The sequence below is a fragment of the Nocardia sp. NPDC004711 genome, from assembly GCF_053601595.1.
This window is the reverse complement of record NZ_JBSGCB010000036.1, coordinates 1-25193: the sequence shown is the minus strand read 5'-3', so window position 1 is coordinate 25193 and position 25193 is coordinate 1. Positions and strand designations below refer to the sequence as shown.

Here is a 25193-nt window from a genome sequence, read left to right as displayed (position 1 = left end):
CTAGGGGCCAGATTTCATGTCAGACACCGATGCCACCGTGACCGTGGCCGGAACCTCCGTCGCGGACCGCCGCCGGGAACTGCTGCGGCGCAGGCTCGCCGAGCAGGGCCTCGCCGCCGCCACCACCGCGCCGGTGCGCCGCACCCGGGCCGGGGAACGGCGTCCGCTGTCGGCGGGGCAGCGCCGCATGTGGTTCCTGCAGACGCGCGACCCGGAGGACACCACACTGAATATCTGTGTGGCGTACCGGCTCACCGGCGCGCTCGACGAGCAGCGCCTGCGGACCGCGGTGGCGGCGGTGTTCGCCCGGCACGACGTGCTGCGCACCACCTTCGGTACGGACGCGGACGGCGAGCCGTTCCAGGTGTTCACCGACGACATCACGCTGCCGTGGCAATCGCACGATCTGACCGACCTGGCCGAGTCCGCCCGCCCGGTGCGGGTGGAGGTGCTGGCCCGCCGGGAATTCGGCCGCCCCTTCGACCTGGCCACCGAGCTGCCCTTGCGAATCACGCTGGTGCACACCGGAACCGCGGAGTGGGTGCTGCTGCTGGCCGCGCACCACAGCTGCTGGGACGACGACGCCTGGGGCGTGTTCTTCACCGACCTCAATGCCGCCTACAACGGAGCCCGGACCGCCGCCCCGGCCGCGCAGTTCGTCGATCTCGAGGTCCTGGACGCCCCGGCCGAGGACGAGGCGGACATCGCCTACTGGCGGAACACCCTGCGCCCCTTGCCGGAACCCCTCGAACTGCCCGGCTCGGCCGTGGTCGCGCCGTCGAAGCGGGCCGACCGCTGCACCGTCGCGCTACCGGCCGACCTCCTGAACCGGGTGGACGTCTTCGCCCGCGAGCAGGCGGCCAGCCCGTTCATGGTGCTGCTCGCCGGCTACGCCGCGCTGATCCAGCGCTACACCGCCGCCGGCGATTTCCTGGTCTCCATCCCGGTCACCAATCGCCGGTCGGCGGCCGCCGAACAGCTCATCGGCTACTTCGGCAACACCCTGCTGCTGCGCGAAACCTTCGACCCCGCCGAGACTTTCACCGGCCTGGTCGCGGCCACCAAACGCACCTGCCTGGACGCCTTCGCCCATCAGGCCGTCGGCATCGACCGCGTGGTGCGCGAGGTGAACCCGGAGCGCGTCGCCGGACGGGACGGCATGGATCAGCTGGTGCGCCTGGGCTTCAGCGTCCGCAAGAGCGCCGACGGCTTCGCGCTGGACGGCGTCACCTCGACCCAGCTGGACGAACTGGGCGCCCCCACCGCGCAGGTCCCGCTGGCCGTCGCGGTCGTGACCGAGAGCGCGCACGGCGCGGCGCTCGAGGCCGAATACCAGGTGGACGTGCTGCCCCGGCCACTGGTGCGGCGCATGCTCGAACACTATGTGCGGCTGCTGGATCGGGCGCTGAGCACCCCGGGCGGCCGGCTCGCCGACCTGGACATGCTGGGCGGTGACGATCGCTTCGCCATCCTGGAACAGTCGCGCGGCGCGGACGTGCCGACCGGCCCGGCCAGCATGGTCGACCTGTTCGAGGCCAGTGTCGCCGCCGGACCCGGCACCCTGGCCCTGGTCTCCGACGACCTCGAACTCACCTACGCCGACCTGAACCGCCGCGCGAACCGCCTGGCGCACTGGCTGATTCGCGAGGGCATCGGCAGCGAGGACATCGTCGCCCTGCGCCTGAGCAACTCGGTCGAGTTCATCGTGGCCGTCTACGGCGTGCTCAAGGCGGGCGCGGCCTACCTGCCCATCGACCCGGCCTACCCGGACGACCGCATCGACTACCTGATCGCCGACGCGGGCCCGCGCCTGGTGCTGGGCCGCGTCGAACTCGACGCCGCCGAGGACGCCGCCGCCGGGCTGCCGGACACCGATCCCACCGACACCGACCGCGTCCGCCCGCTGGTTCCGGCGAATCTGGCCTACGTCATCTACACCTCGGGTTCGACCGGCAGGCCCAAGGGCGTTCCGGTCTCGCACGCCGCCATCGCCGAGCACGTGCTCAGCTTCACCGCCGAATGGGGCATGACCGCCGACGACCGGCTGCTGCAATCGTCCTCGGTGAGCTTCGACGCCTCCCTGCTGGACATCTTCGTCACCCTGGCGCTGGGCGCGCGGCTGATCGTGCCGAAACCCGATGCCTTCCGCGACATCCGCTATGTCGCAGACCTGATCACCCGCCGCGGCGTGACCGTGCTGCACATGGTGCCGTCCATGCTCGGCACCTTCCTGCTGCTGCCCGAGGTGAGCGAATGGCGTGCGCTGCGCCATGTTCCAGTGGGCGGCGAGGCGCTACCGGGCGAGGTGGCCGACCGGTTCGCCGCCGTCTTCGACGCCGAACTGCGCAATCACTACGGGCCGACCGAGGCCGTGGTGTGCGCGACCCATCAGCCGGTGGCGGGCCCGCAGGGCACCGGGATCGTGCCCATCGGCGTACCCAATCAGAACGTGCACGCCTATGTGCTCGACGAGGCCCTGCAGCTGGTGCCCGCCGGGGTGGTCGGCGAGATCTACCTGGGTGGTGCGCAATTGGCGCGCGGCTACCTGGGCCGGCCCGCACTCACCGCGAGCCGCTTCGTCGCCGATCCGTTCACCGCCGGCGCGCGGCTCTACCGCACCGGAGATCTGGCCCGCCGCAACGAGTTCGGGGAACTGGACTTCGTCGGCCGCGCCGACGAGCAGGTCAAGGTGCGCGGCTTCCGGATCGAGCTCGGCGAGGTGGAGTCGGCCCTGACCGCGCATCCGAGCGTCGGGCACTGCGTGGTGATCGTGACCGAGGATCCGGCCGTGGGCGCACAGCTCGCCGCCTACCTGGTGCCCGCGGCCGGTGCGACGGTCGAAGTGGACCAGGTGCGCGCCCACGCCGCCGCCGCGCTGCCGGAGTACATGGTGCCCAGCGCTTTCGCCGTCATCGACGAGATCCCGCTGACCGTCAACGGCAAGCTGGACAAGCGGGCGCTGCCCGCGCCGGCGCCCGCGGTGGAGCGGGTGCACCGCGCGCCCGCCACCGCCACCGAGCGCCGCCTGTGCGCCATCTACACCCAGCTGTTCGGGATTCCGACGGTGGGCGCGGATGATTCGTTCTTCGAACTGGGTGGGCATTCGCTGCTGGCCGCGCGCCTGGTCGCGCAGATCCGCGCCGAATTCGGTGTGGAGCTGGATGTGCGGATCGTGTTCGACACCCCGACCCCGGCCGGGCTGGCCGCCGGTCTGGTCGCGCGGTTCCGCGACGAGTTCGGCATCGACCTGGATGCCATGGACGACGACGTGGACACGGCCGAGACCGCCGTGACCGCACCGGCTTCCGGGCGTCCGGCCGTCACCGCGCGCCCGCGTCCGGACCGGCTGCCGCTGTCCTACTCGCAGCTGGCCATGTGGTTCCAGTACCGCATGGAGGGCCCGAGCGCGGTCGGCAATCTGCCCTTCGCCGTCCGCTTCGACGGCGGCATCGATATCGCCGCGCTGCGGGCCGCCCTCGCCGATGTGGTGGCGCGGCACGAGGCGCTGCGCACCGGTTTCGGTGAGCAGGACGGCGTTCCGTACCAGGTGGTGCGAGCCGCCGGGGCGGTCGAGCTCGAGGTCGCCGGCATCGATGCAGACCGGTTGACGGACGAGCTCGCCGAGATCGGCCGCTATCCCTTCGAAGTCGAAGCCGAGCCGCTGCTGCGGGCGCGCCTGCTGGTCCTCGACCCGGGCACGCATGTGCTGTCGCTGCTGGTCCACCACATCGTGGCCGACCACGCGTCGCTGGGCATCCTGCTCGAGGACCTGATCGCCGCCTACCGTGCGCGGGTCGAGGGCGGGCGGGCGCCCCAGTGGACCCCGCTTGCCGTGCAGTACCCGGATTACGTGCTGTGGCAGCACGATGCGTTCGCCTCCGGTGCGGATGGCCAGCCCGGCGACTACGGCCGGGCGCAGCTGGACTTCTGGCGCGCCGCCCTCGCCGGTGTGCCGGACCAGATCGATGTCGCCCCTGATCGGCCGCGGCCCGCGGTCCTCGGCAAGCGCGGCGAGGTCGCCACCTTCGCGGCGCCGGCCGCCCTGCGCTCCGGGCTGGCCGCGCTCGCCGAAGCCTGCGGCGCAACGGAATTCATGGTGTACGAGGCCGCCGTCGCGACCCTGCTGCACAAGCTGGGCGGCGGCACGGACATCACCCTCGGCACCCCGGTGGCCTGCCGCGTCGACGATGCGACCGCACCGCTCGTCGGTCTGTTCGCCAATATGGCGGTGCTGCGCAACGATCTGTCGGCCACCCCGACCCTGCGCGACACCGTGCTGCGCGGCCGCGACGTGGTCCTGGATGCCCAGGCGCACCAGGAACTTCCGATCGAACGCCTGGTGGAGGCGCTCAACCCGCCGCGCTCGCGCTCCCGGAACCCGCTGTTCCAGAGCATGCTGCACTTCCGCGGCGCGGACTGGGCGCCCGCCACCCTGGCCGTGGCGGGCGCGACCACCGCCACCGTGCTGCCGGTCGACTTCGACGTCTCCTTCCTGGACCTCAATGTCTCCGTGAACGTCACCGGTGACGGCGGCCTGGCCGTGCGCGTGGTCGCCAATGCCAACCTGTACGACCCGGAGACCGTGCAGCACATCGCGACCGCGCTGGCCACCACCCTGGAGGCGTACGCCACCGCGCCCGACCGCACCGTGGCCGAGCTCGAGGTGCTGCCCGTCGACCGGCTGGCGCGGCTGCTCGCCGCGCCCGCCCCCGCCGCGGCGACCCGCGCCGCCGCCACCGGCGACCACGCCCGGACCGAACGCGCGCTCATCGAACTGCTCGAAGAGCTGCTGGATATCAGCGAGGTCGAGGCCGACGACAATTTCTTCGCCCTCGGCGGCGACAGCGTCATCTCCATCCAGTGGTCGGCCCGCGCCACCGCGCTCGGCCTGCCGCTCAGCCCGCAGCTGGTGTTCGAGCACCTCACCATCGCCGAACTCGCCGCCGCCGTCGACGCCGCCGAACCCGGTGCCGTGCAAGCGGAGTCGATCCCGCAGGAGGAATCCGCCCCCATGAGCGCCTCCGGCCTCGACGCCGCCGCCCTCGCCGCCCTCACCTCGTCCTGGCAGGCCCGATGACCACCACCGAAAACCGTACCGCGCCAGCGCAGATCGAGGACGTGCTGGCGCTGAGCCCGCTGCAGGAGGGGCTGTTCTCGCTGTCGCGCCTCAGCGGCGACGGCCTCGACCTGTACACCATGCAGTTCGTGGTCGATATCGACGGACCGCTGGACACCGAGCTGCTGCGGCGCAGCGCGCAGGCCATGCTGGACCGGCATCCCAACCTGCGCGCCGCCTTCTGGGACGAGAACGTGCCGCGGCCGGTGCAGATCGTGCCCGCACAGGCCGAACTGCCCTGGACCGAAAAGCTGGCTCGGCCTGCGGAATTCGACGCCATCGCCACGGCCGAACGCCACGCGCCGTTCGACCTGAGCCGCGGCCCGGCCCTGCGTATCCTGCTGCTCACCGTGCCGGACAGCGGCACCCGGCGCATGATCCTCACCGCCCACCACATCCTGATGGACGGCTGGGCGGTGGCGGTGTTCTTCACCGAACTGCTCGCCGTCTACCGGTCCGGCGGATCCGTTGCGGCACTGCCGAAACCGCGTCCCTACCGCGACTACATCGCGTGGCTGGGCGCACAGGACACCGCCGCGGTCACCCAGCGCTGGGTCGACTACCTCGCGGGGGTGAGCGGTCCGCTCATGCTGGCGGACGGCGCGCCGGTCGGCCCGGACGCCGTGCCGGAGAAGACCCGCCTGCTGCTGTCCGCCGCCGACACCGACCGGGTCCGTACCTGGGCCGGTGCGCACGGGCTGACCCTCAACACCGCCGTGCAATTCGCCTGGACGGTGCTGCTCGGGCGGCTCACCGATCGCCGCGACATCGTGTACGGCACCACCATCTCCGGTCGGCCCGACCAGCTTCCGGGCGTGGAGGGCATGGTCGGGTTGTTCATCAACACCGTGCCCGTCGCCCACCATCTGGACTCCGGCACCTCCATCGCCGACCAGTGCGCCCGCCTGCAGCGCGAGTGCGCCGCCATGCGCGACATCGGCTTCCTGAGCCTGTCGGCCGTGCAGCGCGCCGCCGGGCACGGCACCCTCTTCGACACGCTGTTCGTCTTCGAGAACGCCCCCATCGACGACGCCATCCGCACCGTCACCGCCCCCGACGGCGCCTGCTTCCGTCCGATCGAGATGGAGAGCCTCGCGCACTACCCGCTCACGGTCGTCGCGCACATGAGCGGCGACGAGCTGCTGGTCCAGCTCGAGGTGATGCCCGCCGCGCTGCCCTACTTCCCGGCCGCGGACCTGGGCGAGCGGCTGCTCGCGCTGCTGCGGCAACTACCGGAAACCGGTGCGGCCACGCCCGATTCGCTCAGCGTGCTCACCGCGTCGGAGCAGGAGATGTCCGCCGCGCCGATCAGTCTCGTCTCGCCCGCCGCGACGACGGAAGGGTCCACGACCGCGGTCGCCGACGCCGGCTCGGTCTGGGAGTTGTTCGAGCGGCAGGTGGCCGCTACGCCGGAAGCCGTTGCACTCCAGGACAGCTCCGGCTCCCGCTACACCTACCGCGCCCTGCACGACGCGGCCGTCCGGCTCGGCGCCGAGTTCGCCGCGCAGGGTATCGGTCCGGAAACGGTGGTAGCGATGGTGCTCCCACGCACCGTGCGATCGATTGTGGCGGTGCTCGCGGCCTTCGCGGCGGGCGGCGCCTATGTGCCGGTGGATATCACGCTGCCCGCCGCACGCATCGAGTCGATCCTCCGGCAGGCGCGGCCGACGCTGGTGGTCACCGACGACAACACCCGCGATCTGCTCGAAACTGCCGATTCCCCGCAGTCCGGTGCAGGTGTCGCAGCCGTCGGCGAGCATCGGGTGCCGGTGCTGCTCCTCGGCGATCCCCTTGCCGCCGGACAACCCTCGACCGCCCCGGTCGAACTCCCGCACGTCGTCCGCCACCCGGACCAGCTCGCGTACCTCATCTTCACCTCCGGCTCGACGGGTGAACCCAAGGGCGTCGCCGGGACCAATGCCGCCCTCATGGCCTACTTCGCCGACCATCGCGACCGGGTCTACCGGCCCGCCATGGCCCGCCTGGGCCGGCCACTGCGCATCGCGCACGCTTGGTCGCTGAGCTTCGACGCCTCCTGGCAGCCCATGGTGGGCCTGCTCGCCGGGCAGACCATCCACCTGTTCGACGCCACGGAAATGCGTGACGCGCAACGCTTGTGTGCGGGCATGATCGCCCACGACATCGACATGATCGACACCACCCCGTCGATGTTCGCGCAGCTCAACGCCGCCGGGCTGGTGGACCGCGAGCTGCCCGTGCTGGCGCTGGGCGGTGAGGCCATCGACGCCGCGCTGTGGGCGCGGCTGCGCGCGCTGGCCCCGTCCGAAGGCCGGTCCGGCACCGCGGTCTACAACTGCTACGGACCCACCGAGACCACCGTCGAGGCCGTGGTGGCCCCGGTCGCCGACTTCGGCACCCCGACCATCGGCACCGCGAACACCGGAATGTCCGGCTATGTCCTGGATTCCAGGCTGCGCCCGGTCCCCGGCGGCGTCGTCGGCGAGCTGTACCTGTCCGGGCCGCAGCTGGCCCGGGGCTATATCGGCCGCGCCGCAACCACATCCGACCGCTTCGTCGCCGACCCCTTCCGGCCCGGCCGCCGCATGTACCGCACCGGCGATCTGGTCCGCCGCCTCCCCCACGGCGGCTTCGGCTACCTGGGCCGCGCCGACGCGCAGGTGAAGGTGCGCGGCTACCGCATCGAGATCGGCGAGATCGAGACTGCCCTGCGGCGACTGCCCGGCGTGGACACCGCCGCCGTCACCGTGGTGCGCCGCGCGAGCGGGGCGAGCCTGGTCGGTTTCGTCGTGGGGGAGCGGGGCGAGTCCCTCGATCCCGCGCGCACCCGCGCCGCGCTCGCGGAACGCATGCCCGCCTACATGATTCCGGCCCGCGTGCTCGCCCTGCCGCGGCTGCCGGTGAACGCCAACGGCAAACTCGACGGTCCCGAGCTGACGCGGCTCGCCGAAGCCGCCCTCGCCGACACCGGGTCGGGCGCCGCGCCCAGTACCGCCACCGAGAAGGAGCTCGCCGAGGTCCTGGCCGAACTCTTCGATGGCCGCACCCCCGGCCTCGACCACGACTTCTTCGCCCTCGGCGTGGACAGCATCGTCGCCATCTCCCTGGTCAACAAGGCCCGCCGCCGCGGCCTCACCCTCACCCCGCGCATGGTGCTGGCCACTCCGACCCTGCGCGAACTCGCCGCCGCCCTCGACGCCGCGGACTCGAACGCCGCGGAGCGCATGGCGGATTACGGTGCGGTGCAGCCGCTTCCGGTCGTCTCCTGGATGTACGAGTACGGCAACTACCGCCGCTTCACCCAGACGGCCCTGCTCCGGCTGCCCGACGGCATCGACCGCGACACCCTCGAGGCTTCGCTGCAGGCCGTCCTCGACGGCTACGACACCCTCCGCTCACGCCTCGTCGACACCGACGACGGCCCGCGTCTGGTCACCGCCGCGCCGGGCACGGTCCGCGCGGCCGACATCCTCACGCAGACAGCCGATCCGGCCGACACCGCCGCGGCCGTCCATGCCGCGGCCCGGACGGTCATGGATCAGATCGACCCGCGCACCGGCGATATGGTGCGCGCCGTCTGGTTCTCCGGCACCGAGCACGGCGATGTCCTGCTGCTCACCATCCACCACCTGGCGGTGGACGTGGTCTCCTGGCACCTGCTCATCGCCGCCCTGAACGAGGGCGCCGCCCTGCCCGAATCCACCTCGTACCGTGAGTTCTCCCGCCGCATGGCGGAGCGGGCCGAGTCCGCGGAAGTCCGCGCACAGCACGACTATTGGCGCGACCAGCTCGCCGCGCCCGACCCCGCCATCGGGCGCCGCATCCCCTACCCGCACACCGACACGTGGTCCTCCCTCCGGGTCGCCACCGCCGTGACCCCGGTCGAGGTCACCGCCCGCCTGCTCGCCGCGCTCACCCGCGACGAGGGGGTGCGCGAACTACTGCTCACCGCCCTCACCATCACCCTGGCGAGCTGGCGGCGCGAGCGCGCCCAGGATCCTTCCCACGGCGCCCTGCTCGCCCTGGAGGGCCACGGCCGCGCCGACGACCTGCTCGGCGCCGACACCAGCAACACCCTCGGCTGGTTCACCACCGTGTTCCCGATCCGACTCGGCGCGGGCGAGACGGTGGATGCCGAACGGGCGGAACAGGATCCGGCCGCGGCCCGCGCCCTCCTGGAGTCGGTGACCGCGTACCTGTCCGCCATCCCCGGCCAGGGCCTGGACTACGGCCTGCTCCGCTACACCGCCCGCGTGCCCGAACTGGCCACCGCACGGCACCCCCAGATCGAGTTCAACTACCTCGGCCGAGTCGACCTCAGCGGCCAGGACCCCCGATCCTGGTCCCTGCTCACCGGCTCGCTCAACGAGGCGCTGCCCCTGGACCCGGAACCCGACCTACCCCTGCGCTACGCGCTGGATGTCATCGCGGGCATCGGCTCGACCTCGGAGGGCCCGCAGCTCAGCACCAATTGGCGCTGGAGCGAAACCCTGTTCACCGCAGCGGAAGCCAACCGCCTGACCGAACTCTGGCAGCGCAGCCTGGCCGCCCTGGCAGCCGCCGTGTCCTGATCACCCGGGCGGTAGGGGCCGTCCGCCGCGGGAGAACAGGCGGGCGGCCGGTACCGCAGGAGAAGCTGCGCGGCCGGCCGAGGACAGGTGCGGGGTCGTCAGGCCGCGGCGTAGCCGGTGGTGTCGTCCCGGCCCGGTGCGGAGGTCGGCTCGGTGGCCGAAGGCGCCGCGGAAGACACGGATTCGATCATGTCCAGCAGCAGCCAGCCATCGGCGGTCCAGCCGCCGTGCGTGTCGGTGCGTACCAGCCGGCCGCCCGGCACGAAGGGGTCGTCCACGAAACCCTCGGCGGCACCGTCCAATTCCAGCGCCAGCGCGGAACCGCCCATGTACACCCGTCCGGAGCGGCCCGGCGGCACCAGCCGCAGCGACTCGTCCAGCACCAGCAGCCGCGCGCCCGGGATGGGCCGCACCCGGCCGGAGCCGTCCAGCGGTCCGCGCGCCGCAACGCCCGCGTATTCCGGTGTGGTGTAGGCGAATCCGGTGCACGATCCGGGGGCCAGTTCGCGGAGCAGGGCGGAAAGCGCTGCCGGGCAGTCGTTTCCGAACACATCCCAGCGCCGCACGGTCGGCAGCGCGGGGGTGGGCAGGAAGGCCAGGTTCGCGAGGGTCCCGGCGTCGGCCACCACATGGGTCGAGGCGCTCAGGGCGATCAGCTCGGCCAGGGCGGCCGCGTCCGCGCGCTGAGCGGCGGTGGCCAGTACCAGGGTCGCGCCGTCGGCCAGCGTGGCCAGCAGTTCCACCGCGGCGTCGGTGGTGTCCCAGCGGATGGCCAGCAGCCGCACATCCGGCGAGCCGTAGGCCCGGTCGATGGGGCAGGAGCGCTGATCGGCGGCAACCGCGCGGCGATCGTCGGCGGCCGCGGCCACCGCGACGGGCTTCATGCCGGTGCCGTGTGGCCCGAGTTCGGCCAGCACCGCGCCGAATTCGGCGGCCGCGGCGATATCGCACAGCACGCGGGCCAGATCGTCGAGCGTGGGCCCGGCGGTCCCGGTGACGCCGCCGTCGAGGCGTTCGAAGAGCTCGGCGTAGGTGAGGATGTGATCGCCGCAGCGCACGGCGGTCCGCAGAGAGGGCACGCGGCGCCCGCATTCGATGAGCATGGAGACCGACGGCACGTCGTACAGTTCGACGCCATTGGCCCATTCGTCCACGAGCCGATGACGCTCGACGGCGGACAAGGTTTCCGGCACCGCTCGCTCCATCGTTCCAAACCCCCGGTTTCTAACTTATGCAACCCTAACCTAATCGATCAAGGGCACGATCGACCACCCCGTAGGGGATCGAATCGGCGACAACGGCCCCCACCCCTTGAGAAAATTAGGCTAGGCTCACCTACCGCTCACTCCGAACGGGCGGGCATCGGCAGACAGGAGAGTCACGATGAAGTCGGCGTTCACCGCGCGTAGCGGGCGATCGATCACCGCGCGAGCCGCGATTGCGGCCGTGGTGAGCCTGCTCGCCCTCGGGCTCGCGGCCTGCGGATCGAAGTCCGACGACTCTGCCGCCGGCGGCGGCGAACCGGTCACCATCACCCACGCCCTCGGGCAGACCACCGTGAACGGGACCCCGGCCCGCATCGTGGCGCTGGGCAATCAGTGGCTCGACACCGCGCAGGCGCTCGGCGTCACCCCGGTCGGCTACATCGACAACATCGCGGTGCTCAGCAAGGGCGCACCGCCGTGGGAACCGGCCGCGCTGGCAAAGTCCACCGCGCTGCAGACAACCGGCAACCTCGCCGAACAGGTGGCCGCGCTGAACCCGGACCTGATCCTGGCCGACCCGTTCATCGCCGACGTCAAGACCTACGGCGACCTGTCCAAGGTCGCGCCCACCCTGCCCGGGCTCACCAAGGAGGCCGTCACGCCCTGGGCCGACCAGGTGCGCGCGCTCGGCCAGGTGCTGCACAAGACCGACGCCGCCGACAAGCTCATCGCCGACCTGAACGGCCGCATCGACGGTATCGCGCAACGCAATCCGGGCCTGCAGAACAAGACCTTCATCAGCTCCTGGCTGGCCGGGCCGTCGCAGCTCATGGTGCTCACCGACCCCAAGGACGGGTCCAGCCGCCTGTTCACCCAGCTCGGCATGACCATCCCGCAGCACCTGGTGGACCAGGGCGGCTCCGGAGGCCGCCTGGCGCTCTCGCCCGAACGCCTCGACGAACTCGACTCCGACCTGCTGCTGGCGGGCTACTCGCCCGGCATGGACGAGAAGTACCGCGGCCTGCCGGGATTCGGCGCGCTGCCCTCGGTCAAGAAGAACTCGGCGGTCTTCCTCACCGTCCAGGAGATCAGCGCCATCAACCAGCCCACCCCGCTGGCCCTGCCCTACCTGCTCGACAAGCTCGAACCGGCTCTCGCCAACGCCGCCAAATGATCCGCACCGACGACATCCGCTACGCCCTCCGCCCCGGCGTCACCTGCCTGACCGTCCCCGGCGGCGCGGTCCTGTTGAACCCGCCGCACAACGAGAAACTGACCGGGCTCACCGCGGCCCAGAGCCAGGCGCTGAAGACCCTCAATCGGGGTCCGGCGACGACGCGCGAGCTCGCGGCCGAATCCGACTCGGTGGCAACCCTTCTCGACCGGCTGGCCGGGGCGGGCTGGCTGGAGGTCACCATCCGCGACGGCGACCGGGACCTCTACACCCTGCGCCCCTTCGCCACCCCGCCCGCGCGGCCGAGCGCTGGAGGCGCGCCGCGCACGGTCCTCTCGAAATTCACTGTCATCCACCGTGATCCGGACGGCCTGGTCCTGGAACACCCCACCTCGTGGTGCGACCTGCGCGTTCACGACCCCCGCCTGCTGGCCCTCGCCGCCGGTGCCGATCCCACCGAACTCGGCCTGCCCGAGTCCCTTTCGGCCCGCATCGCCGCCGACCTGCGCTGGGGCGGCTTCACCGCCGACCCCACCGCCGAGGACCGCGAGTTCACCACCCGCAGCTGGAGCGCCCCCGACCTCTGGTTCCACCGGCGCAGCACGCTCGGCTCCCGCACCGTCAGCTGGGACAACTTCGGTCCCACGGCATGGGCGAAAGACGAGTTCCCGCAACGCCCGGCGCAGCGCGCGCCCTACCCGGGCGCCCCGATCGTGCTCCCGGCGCCGGACCTCGCCACCCTCCGCGCCACCGACCCCGCTCTGACCGCCGTCCTCGAGGACCGTCGCTCCTGCCGGTCCTTCGACGACGCCCGGCCGATCACCGTCGCCCAGCTGGCCGAACTGCTCTACCGCAGCGCCCGCACCCGCTCGGTGGAGTCCACCCCGGACGGCGGCGAACTTCCTTCCCGCCCTTACCCTTCCGGCGGCAGCGTTCACGAACTGGAGCTGTATCCGGTGGTCCGCACTGTCGAGGGCCTGGCCCCCGGCATGTACCACTACGACTCCTTCGAGCATGCCCTGCGCCTCGTCGCCCCCGCCGATTCCCCCGCGGTCCAGCGACTCCTGCGCACCACCACGGCCACCCTCGCCAACGCCGCCGAACCCCAACTGCTGCTGCTGATCTCGGCTCGGGCGGGCCGGGTCATGTGGTCCTACGAGTCGGTCGCCTACGCCAATATCCTCAAACACGTCGGGGTCCTCATGCAGACCCTCTATCTCACCGCCACCGCCATGAACCTCGGCGCGGTGGCCCAGGGCTTCTCCGACACCGCCGCCTTCACCGCCGCCACCGGTGCCGACGAACTGGAGGAATGCAATGTGGGCAGCATGATCCTCGGCACCCCCGCCGGGACCTGCTAGTCCGGGTGTCATACCCGGCTGGGAGCATCGAGATCATGACGGCGACCGGGGATCAGGTGCGGGCGGTGGCGCTCGCGCTGGCGCGCACCACCGAGCAGTTCGAATGGCAGATGCCCACCTTCCGGGTGGCCGGGAAACTGTTCCTCACCCTGCCCGAGAACGAGACCTCCATGGCGGTCCGGTGCCCCACCGTGGATCGGGACGAACTGGTGCAGGCCGAGCCGGAGAAATTCTGGATCGCCCCGCACGAGGCCGGGAACGCGTGGGTGCGGGTGCGACTCGCCGCCCTGGACGATCACGACGAACTGACGGCCATCGTCACCGACTCCTGGCGGCTGGCCGCACCCCGGGAACTGGTGGATCCGGCCTGAACGGCCGGATCCCGCCGCGATCGGGCTGGGTCAGAAGGTGACGCGCTGGTCCTCGGCCAGGAAGAGTTTGTCGCCGTCCTTGGTGGTGAAGGCGGCGTGGTACTCGGCCTGGTTGCGGACCACCTGGTTCGCACGGAACTCGTCGGGCGAGTGGGAGTCGTTGGCGAGCAGATTCTCGGTGTACTGCGAGGTCTGCTTGGACCGCCAGTTGCGGCCCCAGGATTCGAGCATGGGCTGATAGTCGGGGTTCTCGACGCCGGCCCGCTTCTGATTGATGCGATAGGCGGCGAAGGCCATCTGCAGGCCGCGGTTGTCGGCCACGTTCTCGCTGAGGGTGAGGGTGCCGTCGACGTGGTGCGCGGGGTCGAGACCCGCGGGGACCAGGCCGTTGTACTGGTCGACGAGCTTCTTGGTGCGGGCGTCGAACTTCGCCCGGTCCTCGGGGGTCCACCAGTCCTTCAGGTTGCCGTCGGCGTCGTACTTGGAGCCCTGATCGTCGAAGCCGTGGCCGATCTCGTGCCCGATGACCGCGCCGCCCGCGCCGTAGTTGACCGCCGCCTCGGCCTTCGGGTCGAAGAACGGCGGCTGCAAAAAGGCTGCGGGGAACACGATTTCATTGTTGACCGGCTGGTAGTAGGCGTTCACCGTCTGCGGCGTCATACCCCACTCGGTCTTGTCGACCGGCTTGTCCAGCTTGTCGAACATCTTCTTGGCGCCGAAAACATTGGCGGCGCGCAGGGATTGGACGAGCTGGCCGCGGGTGATCGTCAGCCCGGAGTAGTCCTCCCACTCGTCCGGATAACCGATCTTCACGCCCATCTTGCCCAGCTTGACCAGCGCGGCGTCCCGGGTGGGCTGCGACATCCACGTCGAATTGGTGAAGTTGTCCTTGTAGGCCGCGACCAGGTCGGCCACCATGTCCATCGCCCGATCCTTGGCCTCACGCGGGAAATGCTTGGCCACGTACAGCTTTCCGAGCTGCTCGCCCACCGTGCTGTCGACGGTGCCGACCGCCGACTTCCACCGCTCCGGCCGCTGCTGCTGCCCGCTCATCACGGTGCCGAAGAATTCGAAGTTGGCGTCGGAGAGCGTCTTCGGCAGGAACCGGGCGAACTCCCGCACCACCGCCAGTTTCAAGTAGTCCCGCCACACCGCGATATCCACGTCGTGCCACAGCTGTCCGGCCGCGGTGACGAACGAGGGCTCGCCGACGATCACCGTCGCGAACAGGCTCTTGGGCCGATCGGTGTTCCCGGAAAGCCAGGGATCCCAATCGAATTGCGGCGCCAGCGCCACCATGTCGGTCCACGACATCTTGTTGTAGCTGGCCTCGGTGTCGTGCAGTTTGATGTTGTCCCAGAATCCGGCCGCGATCCGCTTCTCCAGATCCAGTACCCGGCCCGCCATGGCCACCGGGTCCGGGAATCCGGCCCCGGTCGCGATCTTCTCCAGGAAGGCCTGGTATCCGGCCAGCTTGTCGGCGTATTCGGGCTTGCGATAGTACTGCTCGCTCAAGCCGATTCCGGACTGGCCGACCGAGGCGATGTGCGCGCTGGAGTTCTTCCGGTCCACCGAGACGCCCAGCCCGATCAGCCCGCCGATCGGCAGCGCGCCCATCACCTTGGCCAGCTCCGGCTTGCCCGCGGCCTTGTCGATGTCGGCGAACATGTCGGCGAGCGGTGTGAGGCCCAGCTGCTCGATGGTGTCGACATCCATCCGGGCGTCGTACAGATCGCGGATCTGCTGCTCGGGTGTGCCCGCCTTGGGATCCTTGATGTCCTCGATGATCTCGCGCAGCTGGCCCTGGACCCGATCCGCGACATCGTCGAAGGTCCCGAACGACACCTTGTCCGCCGGCAGCTGATACTCCTGCAGCCACTTGCCGTTGACGAACCGGTACAGGTCGTCCTGCGGCCGCACCGTCGCGTCCGACCCGGACATGTCGGGGCCGGTGAGCTGGGTCGAGGTGACCGTGTTCTTCGTATCGCTGCCACACGCCACCAGCGTGGCGACGGCCGGCGCGAGACCGAGCGCGATCAGAAAACGACGACGGTCCATAACGGCCGGACGATCCGACGAACTCACAGGCACTACCTCTCCCCGAAGCTGCGATACCGACGCGAGGCTACCGGGGACGGCGGCCTCGCGCGGGTTGTCGCGTTCTCAGAGGGTGACGCGCTGGTCCGGCGGCAGGTATTCCTTGTCACCGTCCTTCAGGTGATAGGTGCTGTAGAACTCGCCCAGATTCCGCACCACCTGATTGCACCGGAATTCGGCAGGGGAGTGCGGATCGGACGCGATCTGACTCTGCAGCTCCTCGGTGGTCATCTTGGTGCGCCAGGTCCGGCCCCAGGATTCGAACATCGGCCGATAGTCGGGAGTATCCGTCCCCTTGCGCTTCTCGGCCATCCGATAGGCCGACAGCGAAATCTCGAGTCCTCGCAGATCCGCCAGATTCTCGCCGACCGTGAGCTCGCCGTTGACGTGCTGATCGGGCGGCAGGCCCGCCGGCACCAGCGCGTTGTACTGCGCGATCAGCTGATTGGTCTTGGCCGCGAAGGCCGCCTTGTCCTCCGGTGTCCACCAATCCTTCAGATTGCCGTCCCCGTCGTACTTGGAGCCCTGATCGTCGAAGCCGTGGCCGATCTCGTGCCCGATGACCGCGCCGCCCGCACCGTAGTTCACCGCGGGCTGGGCATCCGGATCGAAGAACGGCGGCTGCAGAAAGGCCGCGGGGAACACGATTTCATTGCCGCTGGGGTTGTAGTAGGCGTTCACCGTCTGCGGCGGCATGACCCATTCCGACTTGTCCACCGGCGTCCCCAGCCGATCGAACATCCGCTTCGCCTCGAAAGCGTCTGCGGCGCGCAGGGATTCGACCAGCCTGCCCCTGGTGACCGTGAGTTTGGAGTAGTCCTCCCACTTGTCCGGGTAGCCGATCTTGGCGTTGATCTTCCCGAGTTTCGCGATGGCCGCGTCCCGGGTGGGTGGCGACATCCACGTCGAATTCTGGAAGTTCTCCCGGTACGCCGCGCGCAGATCGTCGACCATCTCGAGTGCCCGCTGCTTGGCCTCGGCCGGGAAATGCTTGTCCACGTACTGCTTTCCGAGCGCTTGGCCCACGGCGCCGTTGACCGTTTCCACGGCCCGCCGCCACTGCTCCGGCTGTTCCCGCAGCCCCTGGACCACCTTGCCCATGAAATCGAAATTGGCGTCGGCGATCGCCTTGGGCAGATAGGGCGCGTACGCGCGCACCAGGCTCAGCTTCAGGTACTCGCGCCAGGCGGCGAGGTCGACGCCGGCCCACAGCTGCCCCGCGCCGGTCACGAACGACGGCTCGGCCACATCGACCTTGTCGAACATGTTCTTCGGCCGGTCGGTGTTCCCCGAAAGCCAAGGGTCCCAGTCGAATTGCGGTCCCAGCGCAGTCAGCTCGGTCCAGGCCATCAGGTTGTAGGTCGCGTCGGTGTCGCGGGTTCTGACATTGTCCCAATGGAATCCGGCGATGCGGGTCTCCAGGTCCACCACCCGGTCGGCCATCGCCGTCGGGTCGGGGAACCCGGCTCCGGCGGCGAGGCGCTGCATGAACGTCCGGTACGCGGCGAGCCGGGCGGCGTATTCGGGCTTGCGGTAGTACTGCTCGCCCATGCCGAGCCCGGACTGCTCGACCGAGGGGAGATAGGCATTGGAGTTCTTGGGGTCCGGGCCCACGCTCAGGCCGATGAGACCCACACTGGTGAATCCGCCCATCACATGCGCGAGATCCGGCTTGGTCGCGGCCTTGTCGATCTGATCGAACAGATCCTGCAGCGGCGTCATGCCGAGCGTCTCGATCTCGTCCCGGTTCATCCGCGCGTCGTAGAGGTCGCGGATCTTCTGCTCGTCCGACCCGGCCTTGGGATCGCGGATCCCCTCGATGATCTCCCTCAGCTGACCCTGGACGCGCTCCTGTACGTCGTCGAAGGTCCCGAACGACGACTTGTCCGGCGGCAGCTGATACTCCTGCAGCCACTTCCCGTTGACGAACCGGTACAGATCGTCCTGCGGCCGCACCGTCGGATCCGACCCGGACATGTCCGGGCCCGTCGGCGGTTTCGACGACTGGGATTCCGGGGAGCAGGCGGGCAATACCGCCACCGCGGGCGCCAGGCCCAGGGCGATCAGGAACGTACGGCGGTCGAGAGCGATGGGGCGCTCGGACAACGCGAATCTCCTCTACCGGATGATCGGAACAGCTCGGACGTTGCTCGCGCCGACGCTAGTTGACCCGACTGAGGAAAATCTGAATCCGCGCCGAGCCGTCGGCTCCGCCCCCGATTTCACCCTGAGCAGGGTCTTCGCTAAACTGTTCCGGTTGCCTGCGGGAGCTATGCCCGCACTTCGGCCGCGAACCCACAGTGGTTGTTCTCCTGTTCGGTGAAAAACCGCTGGCAGGCGCTGCCCCGCGTATCCGCGGAGCGGGCCATTGGCTCAGCTGAAGGGCAACTGACCATGCCCGTCGGGTCGGCAATCCGGCGTGCATATCGTCCAGGTCTAGGAGGAGCTGAAGTGATTCAGCAGGAGTCGCGGCTGCGCGTCGCCGACAACACGGGTGCCAAGGAGATCCTCTGCATCCGCGTTCTCGGTGGTTCGTCGCGTCGCTATGCCGGCATCGGTGACATCATCGTCGCCACTGTCAAGGACGCCATCCCCGGCGGCAACGTCAAGAAGGGCGAGGTCGTCAAGGCCGTCGTCGTGCGCACCGTCAAGGAGCGTCGTCGCCCGGATGGCTCGTACATCAAGTTCGACGAGAACGCCGCGGTGCTGATCAAGGCGGACAACGATCCGCGTGGCACCCGCATCTTCGGCCCGGTCGGCCGTGAGCTGCGTGAGAAGCGCTTCATGAAGATCGTCTCGCTGGCCCCGGAGGTGCTGTAACCATGAAGGTGCACAAGGGCGACACGGTCATCGTGATCTCGGGCAAGGACAAGGGCGCCAAGGGCAAGGTCATCCAGGCCTACCCGGCGACCGGCAAGGTCCTCGTCGAGGGCGTGAACCGCATCAAGAAGCACGTCGCGAACTCCGCGAACCAGCGTGGCGCCAGCTCGGGCGGCATCGTCACCCAGGAAGCGCCGATCCAGGCCTCCAACGTGATGGTCGTCGACTCCGACGGCAAGCCGACCCGCGTGGGCTACCGCACCGATGAGAACGGCAAGCGGGTCCGCATCTCCCGTCGCAACGGGAAGGACATCTGAGATGACTTCTACTGAGAACAAGGTGCAGCCGCGCCTGAAGACCCGCTACCGCGAGGAAATCAAGCCGGCCCTGAACAACGAGTTCAACTACGCCAACGTGATGCAGATCCCGGGCGTGGTGAAGGTCGTCGTCAACATGGGTGTCGGCGACGCCGCCCGTGACGCCAAGCTGATCAACGGTGCGGTCGCCGACCTCACCCTGATCACCGGCCAGAAGCCCGAGATCCGCAAGGCGACCAAGTCCATCGCGCAGTTCAAGCTGCGTGAGGGCATGCCGATCGGCGCGAAGGTCACCCTGCGCGGCGACCGGATGTGGGAGTTCCTGGACCGTCTGATCTCGATCGCGCTGCCGCGTATCCGCGACTTCCGCGGTCTGTCGCCGAAGCAGTTCGACGGCAACGGCAACTACACCTTCGGTCTCTCCGAGCAGTCCATGTTCCACGAGATCGACGTCGACAAGATCGACCGTCCGCGTGGTATGGACATCACCGTGGTGACCACCGCCACCAACAACGAAGAAGGCCGGGCCCTGCTCAAGCACCTCGGCTTCCCGTTCAAGGAGAACTGATCCATGGCTAAGAAGGCTCTGATCAACAAGGCCAACGCCAAGCCGAAGTTCGCGGTGCGCGCTTACACCCGCTGCCAGCGCTGCGGCCGCCCGCACGCCGTCTACCGCAAGTTCGGCCTGTGCCGTGTCTGCCTGCGCGAGATGGCCCACCGCGGCGAACTCCCGGGCGTCCACAAGTCGTCCTGGTGACTTACCGGTCCTGGTGACCTGGTAATACCAAACCCGAAGGCCCCCACCGAGTTCCGACTCGGCGGGGGCCTTCGGCGTTCTTCGCGCCAACGTCGTTCGGGCATCGTTTCCGGCTCCATCGCCACCTACACCGTTACGACGGTCAGCAGCGGTTCCAGTCCTTTGAAATCGTCGGCATTGCGGGTGAACAGAGGCAGGTCATTCGCCGAGGCGATGGCCGCGATCATCAAATCCATTTTGCGGGGTTTTGGGCTACGGCCCGATGCGACAACGAGTTTCGCCATGGAGGTGAACCGTCGAGCGGACGCGGTGCAGAACGGCAGTGCGTCGAAGCCGTGTTCGATCGCTAGTGGACGCGTGCTGCGGGAGTCTGTCATTCCGGAGGCGTCGGGCTGGCTGGTCATCGGGTTCCCGGCCGGAGCCGGGGCTTGATCAAGCCGGCAGTCCGTCCAGGAGTTCCCTGATCTCGGGATTCACCAGCTCGGGATGGGTGAGGTTGCAGATATCGGTGGCCGTATCCGCGGAAATCGTCTGTACTCGCGCCGGACCGCCCAATCCTGTTGCGAGCCCTTGCATGTGGCCATGGTTGAAGGCCTGGCCACCTCCTCGAGAGCTGGGTCGGGGGCGCGGTGCCGATCGACGACGACCTTCCACGCATCCACGCGAGATCCCAATAGGTGAACGGATTCCCGGCATCCTCGGTCCTGCCGTGCCCCCGCACATCCACCGCGATCGCGCGATACCGATCGGCCAGCCCCTCCAACTGCGGCAGCCACATCTCGCCGTCCATGAAGAACCCGTGCCCCAGCACCAGGGCCGGTCCGTCGATCTCGGTGCCCAGGTAGTGGACCGTTGTCCCCTCGTCGGTGGTCACATAGGGCGCCGGCCCAACCCCTTGCCATTCCATCGAATTCGCGTGCGGAACCGTCAGATCAACCGCCACGCACTTCGCGCGGCATGGCAGAGCGGGGATCGGCGATTGGTGGTCGTCGCCGCAGCACGCTACCGTGGCGATTCGTCGGAAATGACGGGTTTGAATCGGGGGAGGATTCCGAATGCGTTGGGTGGTGGCCGTTTCCGCGCTGCTGTTGGCATTGTTCACGAGTGGATGCGGCCTGATCGACGGTTCCGCGAGCGCCGTCCAGCAGGGCGACTGCCTGAAGAAGGCCGGCGACAACGGTTTCGACAAGGTGTCCTGCTCTGCATCGGACGCCGGATTCGTCGTGCTCGACCGAGCCGGCACCGGCAAGGCCCATGACCGCTGCGTAGACGTCGCCGGCACCGAATACGTCTACACCGACAAGGGAAGCGGTTCCATCTGCGTCGGCATCAAGGGCGCCGACCCGGCACACGCCGCGAACGCCGCCCAGAAGGGCGATTGCCTCACCGACACCGCCGGCAGCACCGTGCAGAAGGTGGACTGCGGCGACCGCACCGCCGTCTACCGCGTCCTGGCCCGCCCCGACGGGTCCGAGTTCATGACCGACATGGCCTGCAAGGACGTCCCCGGCACCCAGACCACCTACAGCTACCTGCTGAAGGCCAAGAAGGGGATCGGAGCATTCGGCACCGGTATCGTCTTCTGCCTGATCGCAAAGGATTCCGACGCGACGCGCACCGTCGACAACGCCAAGGAAGGCGACTGCCTGCGGAAGTCGGGCGCCAACGATGTCGAACTGACTCCTTGTACCAGCCCCGACGCCGAATACAAACTGCTGGCTTCGCTCCTCGACAAGTCCATGTGCGACCACATCAAGGGCTCCATCGCCACCTACTCATACGAACGCCCCGGCGACATCCCCAAGGCTCTATGCCTCGGCGCAGCCCACTGATCCGCGGCGTCGGGAGCGGGCGTCGTCGGGTGTGACGGCGGCCTCGATTTGGCCGCTGATCAGCCCTTGTCTACACTAGACCGGTTGCTCGGGCACACCTGTGTCCGCATGCGCCTCGCGTGTGCGGCCTTTTTGCTCCGGGCGCAAGCGTTTTCTCCAGTCGGGCGTTCCCGGCTGGACCGCCCCGAATTGTCGTAGGCCCACGACCGCCGATCTCAGACGGTGCTGAATGGGAACCGCGGCAGGAAGGTACCGGTCAAACACATGACCATGACTGATCCGATCGCAGACTTTCTGACCCGTCTGCGCAACGCCAACTCGGCGTACCACGATCAGGTGAAGGCTCCGCACTCGAAGCTCAAGGTGAACATCGCCGAGATCCTCAAGCGCGAGGGCTACATCGCCGACTTCCGCGTCGAAGATGCGCCCGTCGGCAAGAACCTGATCGTCGACCTGAAGTACGGCCCGAGCCGTGAGCGTTCCCTGCAGGGTGTGCGCCGCGTGTCGAAGCCGGGCCTCCGGGTCTACGCGAAGTCCACCAACCTGCCCAAGGTGCTCGGCGGCCTGGGCGTGGCGATCATCTCCACGTCCTCGGGTCTGCTCACTGACCGTCAGGCCAAGCAGCAGGGCGTGGGCGGCGAAGTCCTCGCCTACGTCTGGTAAGGGAGGTAGGAACAATGTCGCGTATCGGTAAGAAGCCGATCCCGGTTCCCGCCGGCGTCGAGGTGACCATCGACGGCCAGAGCATCACGGTGAAGGGTTCCAAGGGCACCCTCTCGCACGTGATCGCCGAGCCGATCACCGTCGCCAAGGCCGAGTCCGGTGAGCTGGAGGTGGTTCGTCCCAACGACGAGCGCCAGAACCGCTCCCTGCACGGTCTGACCCGCACCCTGATCAGCAACATGATCGTGGGTGTGACGCAGGGCTACGAGAAGAAGATGGAAATCTTCGGCGTCGGTTACCGCGTGCAGGCCAAGGGCTCGAACCTCGAGTTCGCCCTGGGCTACAGCCACCCGGTTCCGGTCGACGCGCCCGAGGGCATCACCTTCGCGGTGGAGTCCCCGACCAAGTTCTCGGTGTCCGGCATCGACAAGCAGAAGGTCGGCCAGATCGCCGCGGTGATCCACGGCCTGCGTAAGCCCGACCCGTACAAGGGCAAGGGCATCCGCTACGCCGGCGAGGTCGTTCGCCGCAAGGTCGGAAAGACGGGTAAGTAAGCCATGGCACAAACCGAAAAGCAGAAGGCCGCTCGCAAGCCGATCGGCAAGGACGCCTCGACCGCGCGCCGCCTGTCCAAGACGCGTCGTCACTTCCGTCTGCGCAAGAAGGTCGTCGGCACCACCACGCGTCCGCGCCTGGTGGTCAACCGCTCCTCGCGCCACATCCACGCCCAGCTGATCGACGACTCCGCCGGCAAGACCATTGCCGCCGCGTCGACCATCGAGGCCGATGTGCGCGCTCTCGAGGGTGACAAGTCCGCCAAGGGCGCCAAGGTCGGCGAGCTGATCGCCGCCCGCGCCAAGGCTGCCGGCGTCGAGGCGGTCGTGTTCGACCGTGGTGGTCACGACTACCACGGCCGTATCGCGGCTCTCGCTGACGCCGCCCGTGAAGGTGGGCTGAAGTTCTGATGATCAACACTGCGAACGGAAGGAACGTCTGATGCCGGGACGTCAGCGGCGCGACGGCGGAAACGGTCCCGCCGGACAGAATGGTGGCAGCGACAACCGCGATCAGCGCGGTGGCGGTCGCGACCGCCGCGGCGGTGGCGACCGTCGCGACACTGCCGCCGAGAAGAACCAGCTCGAGCGCGTCGTCGCGATCAACCGCGTCTCCAAGGTCGTGAAGGGTGGTCGTCGCTTCAGCTTCACCGCCCTCGTGATCGTCGGTGACGGCAACGGTCTCGTCGGCGTCGGCTACGGCAAGGCCAAGGAAGTTCCCGCGGCCATCCAGAAGGGCGTCGAAGAGGCTCGCAAGAACTTCTTCCGCGTTCCGATGATCGGCTCCACCGTCACCCACCCGGTTCAGGGTGAGGCGGCCGCCGGTGTCGTCATGCTGCGTCCGGCTTCGCCCGGTACCGGTGTGATCGCCGGTGGCGCGTGCCGTGCCGTGCTCGAATGTGCCGGTATCCATGATGTTCTGGCCAAGTCGCTCGGTAGCGACAACGCCATCAACGTTGTGCATGCCACCGTTGCTGCCCTCAAGATGCTGCAGCGTCCCGAAGAGGTTGCCGCGCGCCGCGGTCTGCCGATCGAGGACGTGGCTCCGGCGGGCATGCTGCGTGCGCGTGCGGGACAGGGAGCCTGATATGGCACAGCTGAAAGTCACCCAGATCAAGTCCAGCATCGGCGCCAAGGCGAACCAGCGGGAGTCGCTGCGCACCCTCGGGCTGCGCGGTATCCGCCAGACCGTGGTGCGCGAGGACAACTCGCAGAACCGCGGCCTGATCAACGTCGTGCGCCACCTCGTTGTTGTTGAGGAGGTTTCCGCATGACCATCAAGTTGCACCACCTGCGTCCTGCCCCCGGTGCCAAGACCGAGAAGACCCGTGTGGGTCGCGGTGAAGGCTCGAAGGGCAAGACCGCGGGCCGCGGTACCAAGGGTACGAAGGCTCGCAAGAATGTCCCGGTCCGCTTCGAGGGCGGTCAGATGCCGATTCACATGCGTCTGCCCAAGCTCAAGGGCTTCACCAACCCGTTCCGCACCGAGTACCAGGTCGTGAACGTCGGTGACATCGCCCGGGTGTTCCCCGAGGGCGGCACCATCGGCAAGGCCGAGCTGGTCGCCAACGGCCTCGTTCGCAAGAACGAGCTCGTGAAGGTGCTCGGCGAGGGCGAAATCGGTGTGGCCGTTCAGGTCTCGGCCGACAAGTTCTCCGGCTCCGCCAAGGAGAAGATCACCGCGGCGGGTGGCACTGCCACCGAGCTGGCCTGACGGTAACCTGAAATAGCAATGGCACCGGGCGAGTCGCGAGCTCGCCCGGTGCCGCTGTTAGAGTTCAAGTGTTGTCTGCCAACACCGTCATGGTTCTCGGCGTTTTTCGGCTAAACCAGCCCATCGCTGAATCCGTGGCCTGACCCATGTCGTTAGCCAGGAGGATCTGTGCTTTCCGCCTTCGTGTCGGCTTTCCGGACCCCGGACTTACGGCGGAAGATTCTCTTCACGCTGGGACTGATCGCGCTCTACCGGCTCGGTGCGTCGCTGCCCTCGCCGGGCGTCAGTTACAAGAACGTTCAAGAATGCATCAACCTGGTCAACGGCGGCAATGACGCCGGTATCTACCAGCTGATCAACCTCTTCTCCGGCGGCGCGTTGCTGCAGCTGTCCGTGTTCGCGATCGGCATCATGCCGTACATCACGGCGAGCATCATCATCCAGCTGCTGACGGTCGTCATCCCGCGGTTCGAGGAACTGCGCAAAGAAGGCCAGTCGGGTCAGAACAAGATGACCCAGTACACGCGGTATCTGTCGATCGCGCTGGCCGTGCTGCAGTCGACCGGTCTGGTCGCGCTCGCCTCCCGCGGTCAGCTGCTGCGTGGCTGCCAGAAGGACATCCTCGACGACACCTCGATCTTCGGCATGATCATCATCGTGCT

Annotated in this window: 22 protein-coding genes and 1 pseudogene; 17 read left to right on the top strand and 6 right to left on the bottom strand. The window is 68.7% G+C overall.

The features are described from left to right. Positions 1 to 16 precede the first annotated feature (16 nt). Positions 17 to 5077: an amino acid adenylation domain-containing protein gene (locus ACWEKS_RS31675; RefSeq protein ID WP_452343482.1), complete on the top strand. Its 5061-nt coding sequence runs from the start codon at positions 17 to 19 to the stop codon at positions 5075 to 5077. After that, a complete protein-coding gene (locus tag ACWEKS_RS31670; protein ID WP_452343481.1) occupies positions 5074 to 9666 on the top strand; it encodes an amino acid adenylation domain-containing protein in 4593 nt (1530 codons plus the stop codon). The genes ACWEKS_RS31675 and ACWEKS_RS31670 overlap by 4 nt, the downstream gene beginning before the upstream one ends. 98 nt (positions 9667 to 9764) lie before the next feature. Here the strand turns inward: ACWEKS_RS31670 and ACWEKS_RS31665 are convergent, their stop codons facing one another. Next, positions 9765 to 10859, bottom strand: a complete 1095-nt coding sequence (locus tag ACWEKS_RS31665) for an AMP-binding protein (RefSeq protein WP_452343480.1) — start codon at positions 10857 to 10859, stop codon at positions 9765 to 9767. Between the two features lie 190 nt (positions 10860 to 11049). Here ACWEKS_RS31665 and ACWEKS_RS31660 point away from each other — a divergent pair, with 190 nt between their 5' ends. Genes ACWEKS_RS31660 through ACWEKS_RS31650 form a run of 3 tightly spaced genes read left to right on the top strand, consistent with a single transcriptional unit; the run spans position 11050 to position 13777 of the window. Beyond that, positions 11050 to 12045: an ABC transporter substrate-binding protein gene (locus tag ACWEKS_RS31660; RefSeq protein WP_452343479.1), complete on the top strand. Its 996-nt coding sequence runs from the start codon at positions 11050 to 11052 to the stop codon at positions 12043 to 12045. Beyond that, positions 12042 to 13406, top strand: coding sequence for a SagB family peptide dehydrogenase (locus ACWEKS_RS31655; protein ID WP_452343478.1), 1365 nt, complete (start codon positions 12042 to 12044; stop codon positions 13404 to 13406). Before ACWEKS_RS31660 ends, ACWEKS_RS31655 begins: the two co-directional genes overlap by 4 nt. 35 nt (positions 13407 to 13441) lie before the next feature. Further along, positions 13442 to 13777: an MmcQ/YjbR family DNA-binding protein gene (locus tag ACWEKS_RS31650; RefSeq protein WP_452343477.1), complete on the top strand. Its 336-nt coding sequence runs from the start codon at positions 13442 to 13444 to the stop codon at positions 13775 to 13777. A 30-nt stretch (positions 13778 to 13807) separates the two neighbouring features. On the opposite strand, the gene ACWEKS_RS31645 is transcribed toward ACWEKS_RS31650, so the two are convergent. Both ACWEKS_RS31645 and ACWEKS_RS31640 read right to left on the bottom strand, forming a co-directional pair. Next, positions 13808 to 15862, bottom strand: a complete 2055-nt coding sequence (locus tag ACWEKS_RS31645) for a M13 family metallopeptidase (protein ID WP_452343476.1) — start codon at positions 15860 to 15862, stop codon at positions 13808 to 13810. Positions 15863 to 15940: 78 nt separating this feature from the next. Continuing rightward, positions 15941 to 17980: a M13 family metallopeptidase gene (locus tag ACWEKS_RS31640; protein ID WP_452343475.1), complete on the bottom strand. Its 2040-nt coding sequence runs from the start codon at positions 17978 to 17980 to the stop codon at positions 15941 to 15943. A 345-nt stretch (positions 17981 to 18325) separates the two neighbouring features. Here ACWEKS_RS31640 and rplN point away from each other — a divergent pair, with 345 nt between their 5' ends. From rplN to ACWEKS_RS31620, 4 genes are read left to right on the top strand one after another with little or no spacing between them, the layout of a single operon-like run. After that, complete coding sequence (rplN, locus tag ACWEKS_RS31635) at positions 18326 to 18694, top strand: 50S ribosomal protein L14 (protein ID WP_033090674.1); 369 nt, start codon at positions 18326 to 18328, stop codon at positions 18692 to 18694. 2 nt (positions 18695 to 18696) lie between these two features. Further along, complete coding sequence (gene rplX / locus ACWEKS_RS31630; protein ID WP_040804283.1) at positions 18697 to 19011, top strand: 50S ribosomal protein L24; 315 nt, start codon at positions 18697 to 18699, stop codon at positions 19009 to 19011. 1 nt (position 19012) lies between these two features. Further along, positions 19013 to 19579, top strand: a complete 567-nt coding sequence (gene rplE / locus ACWEKS_RS31625) for a 50S ribosomal protein L5 (protein ID WP_354830525.1) — start codon at positions 19013 to 19015, stop codon at positions 19577 to 19579. A gap of 3 nt (positions 19580 to 19582) precedes the next feature. After that, positions 19583 to 19768 carry a type Z 30S ribosomal protein S14 gene (locus tag ACWEKS_RS31620; protein ID WP_029923637.1) on the top strand — a complete coding sequence of 62 codons (186 nt, stop codon included), beginning with the start codon at positions 19583 to 19585 and terminating at the stop codon, positions 19766 to 19768. Positions 19769 to 19893: 125 nt separating this feature from the next. Here ACWEKS_RS31620 and ACWEKS_RS31615 read toward each other — a convergent pair whose 3' ends face one another. The 3 genes and pseudogenes from ACWEKS_RS31615 to ACWEKS_RS31605 form a co-directional block, all read right to left on the bottom strand. Next, entirely contained in the window at positions 19894 to 20172 is a 279-nt protein-coding gene (locus tag ACWEKS_RS31615) for a hypothetical protein (RefSeq protein WP_452343474.1), read from the bottom strand. A gap of 28 nt (positions 20173 to 20200) precedes the next feature. Further along, positions 20201 to 20344 (bottom strand): hypothetical protein, encoded by a 144-nt coding sequence (locus ACWEKS_RS31610; RefSeq protein WP_452343526.1) that lies wholly within the window; start codon positions 20342 to 20344, stop codon positions 20201 to 20203. Positions 20345 to 20435: 91 nt separating this feature from the next. After that, positions 20436 to 20675 (bottom strand): annotated as a pseudogene (locus ACWEKS_RS31605) (alpha/beta fold hydrolase); the annotation flags it as partial. A 148-nt stretch (positions 20676 to 20823) separates the two neighbouring features. On the opposite strand from ACWEKS_RS31605, the gene ACWEKS_RS31600 reads away from it, so the two are divergent. The 8 genes from ACWEKS_RS31600 to ACWEKS_RS31565 form a co-directional block, all read left to right on the top strand. Next, positions 20824 to 21600: an LppU/SCO3897 family protein gene (locus ACWEKS_RS31600; protein WP_452343473.1), complete on the top strand. Its 777-nt coding sequence runs from the start codon at positions 20824 to 20826 to the stop codon at positions 21598 to 21600. A gap of 264 nt (positions 21601 to 21864) precedes the next feature. Next, on the top strand, positions 21865 to 22263 hold the full coding sequence (gene rpsH / locus ACWEKS_RS31595) for a 30S ribosomal protein S8 (RefSeq protein ID WP_213558035.1): 399 nt from the start codon (positions 21865 to 21867) through the stop codon (positions 22261 to 22263). Between the two features lie 14 nt (positions 22264 to 22277). Then, positions 22278 to 22817 (top strand): 50S ribosomal protein L6, encoded by a 540-nt coding sequence (gene rplF, locus ACWEKS_RS31590; protein ID WP_452343472.1) that lies wholly within the window; start codon positions 22278 to 22280, stop codon positions 22815 to 22817. Positions 22818 to 22820: 3 nt separating this feature from the next. Beyond that, positions 22821 to 23228: a 50S ribosomal protein L18 gene (gene rplR, locus ACWEKS_RS31585; RefSeq protein ID WP_452343471.1), complete on the top strand. Its 408-nt coding sequence runs from the start codon at positions 22821 to 22823 to the stop codon at positions 23226 to 23228. A gap of 31 nt (positions 23229 to 23259) precedes the next feature. Further along, the gene (rpsE, locus tag ACWEKS_RS31580) at positions 23260 to 23904 is read left to right on the top strand and encodes a 30S ribosomal protein S5 (protein WP_452343470.1); all 645 of its coding nucleotides are present in this window, start codon (positions 23260 to 23262) and stop codon (positions 23902 to 23904) included. Between the two features lies 1 nt (position 23905). Further along, complete coding sequence (gene rpmD / locus ACWEKS_RS31575; protein ID WP_364605587.1) at positions 23906 to 24091, top strand: 50S ribosomal protein L30; 186 nt, start codon at positions 23906 to 23908, stop codon at positions 24089 to 24091. After that, a complete protein-coding gene (gene rplO / locus ACWEKS_RS31570) occupies positions 24088 to 24531 on the top strand; it encodes a 50S ribosomal protein L15 (protein WP_452343469.1) in 444 nt (147 codons plus the stop codon). The genes rpmD and rplO overlap by 4 nt, the downstream gene beginning before the upstream one ends. 168 nt (positions 24532 to 24699) lie before the next feature. Further along, positions 24700 to 25193, top strand: a 494-nt coding sequence (locus ACWEKS_RS31565) for a preprotein translocase subunit SecY (protein ID WP_452343468.1), incomplete at its 3' end; no start/stop codon positions are given.

Excerpts from the sequence above, each read along its gene's own strand:
- ACWEKS_RS31675 (WP_452343482.1), top strand. The coding sequence starts at position 17 with ATGTCAGACACCGATGCCACCGTGACCGTGGCCGGAACCTCCGTCGCG.
- ACWEKS_RS31670 (WP_452343481.1), top strand. The coding sequence starts at position 5,074 with ATGACCACCACCGAAAACCGTACCGCGCCAGCGCAGATCGAGGACGTG.
- ACWEKS_RS31660 (WP_452343479.1), top strand. The coding sequence starts at position 11,050 with ATGAAGTCGGCGTTCACCGCGCGTAGCGGGCGATCGATCACCGCGCGA.
- ACWEKS_RS31655 (WP_452343478.1), top strand. The coding sequence starts at position 12,042 with ATGATCCGCACCGACGACATCCGCTACGCCCTCCGCCCCGGCGTCACC.
- ACWEKS_RS31650 (WP_452343477.1), top strand. The coding sequence starts at position 13,442 with ATGACGGCGACCGGGGATCAGGTGCGGGCGGTGGCGCTCGCGCTGGCG.
- rplX (WP_040804283.1), top strand. The coding sequence starts at position 18,697 with ATGAAGGTGCACAAGGGCGACACGGTCATCGTGATCTCGGGCAAGGAC.
- rplE (WP_354830525.1), top strand. The coding sequence starts at position 19,013 with ATGACTTCTACTGAGAACAAGGTGCAGCCGCGCCTGAAGACCCGCTAC.
- ACWEKS_RS31620 (WP_029923637.1), top strand. The coding sequence starts at position 19,583 with ATGGCTAAGAAGGCTCTGATCAACAAGGCCAACGCCAAGCCGAAGTTC.
- ACWEKS_RS31615 (WP_452343474.1), bottom strand. The coding sequence starts at position 20,172 with ATGACCAGCCAGCCCGACGCCTCCGGAATGACAGACTCCCGCAGCACG.
- ACWEKS_RS31610 (WP_452343526.1), bottom strand. The coding sequence starts at position 20,344 with ATGCAAGGGCTCGCAACAGGATTGGGCGGTCCGGCGCGAGTACAGACG.
- ACWEKS_RS31600 (WP_452343473.1), top strand. The coding sequence starts at position 20,824 with ATGCGTTGGGTGGTGGCCGTTTCCGCGCTGCTGTTGGCATTGTTCACG.
- rpsH (WP_213558035.1), top strand. The coding sequence starts at position 21,865 with ATGACCATGACTGATCCGATCGCAGACTTTCTGACCCGTCTGCGCAAC.
- rplF (WP_452343472.1), top strand. The coding sequence starts at position 22,278 with ATGTCGCGTATCGGTAAGAAGCCGATCCCGGTTCCCGCCGGCGTCGAG.
- rplR (WP_452343471.1), top strand. The coding sequence starts at position 22,821 with ATGGCACAAACCGAAAAGCAGAAGGCCGCTCGCAAGCCGATCGGCAAG.
- rpsE (WP_452343470.1), top strand. The coding sequence starts at position 23,260 with ATGCCGGGACGTCAGCGGCGCGACGGCGGAAACGGTCCCGCCGGACAG.
- rpmD (WP_364605587.1), top strand. The coding sequence starts at position 23,906 with ATGGCACAGCTGAAAGTCACCCAGATCAAGTCCAGCATCGGCGCCAAG.
- rplO (WP_452343469.1), top strand. The coding sequence starts at position 24,088 with ATGACCATCAAGTTGCACCACCTGCGTCCTGCCCCCGGTGCCAAGACC.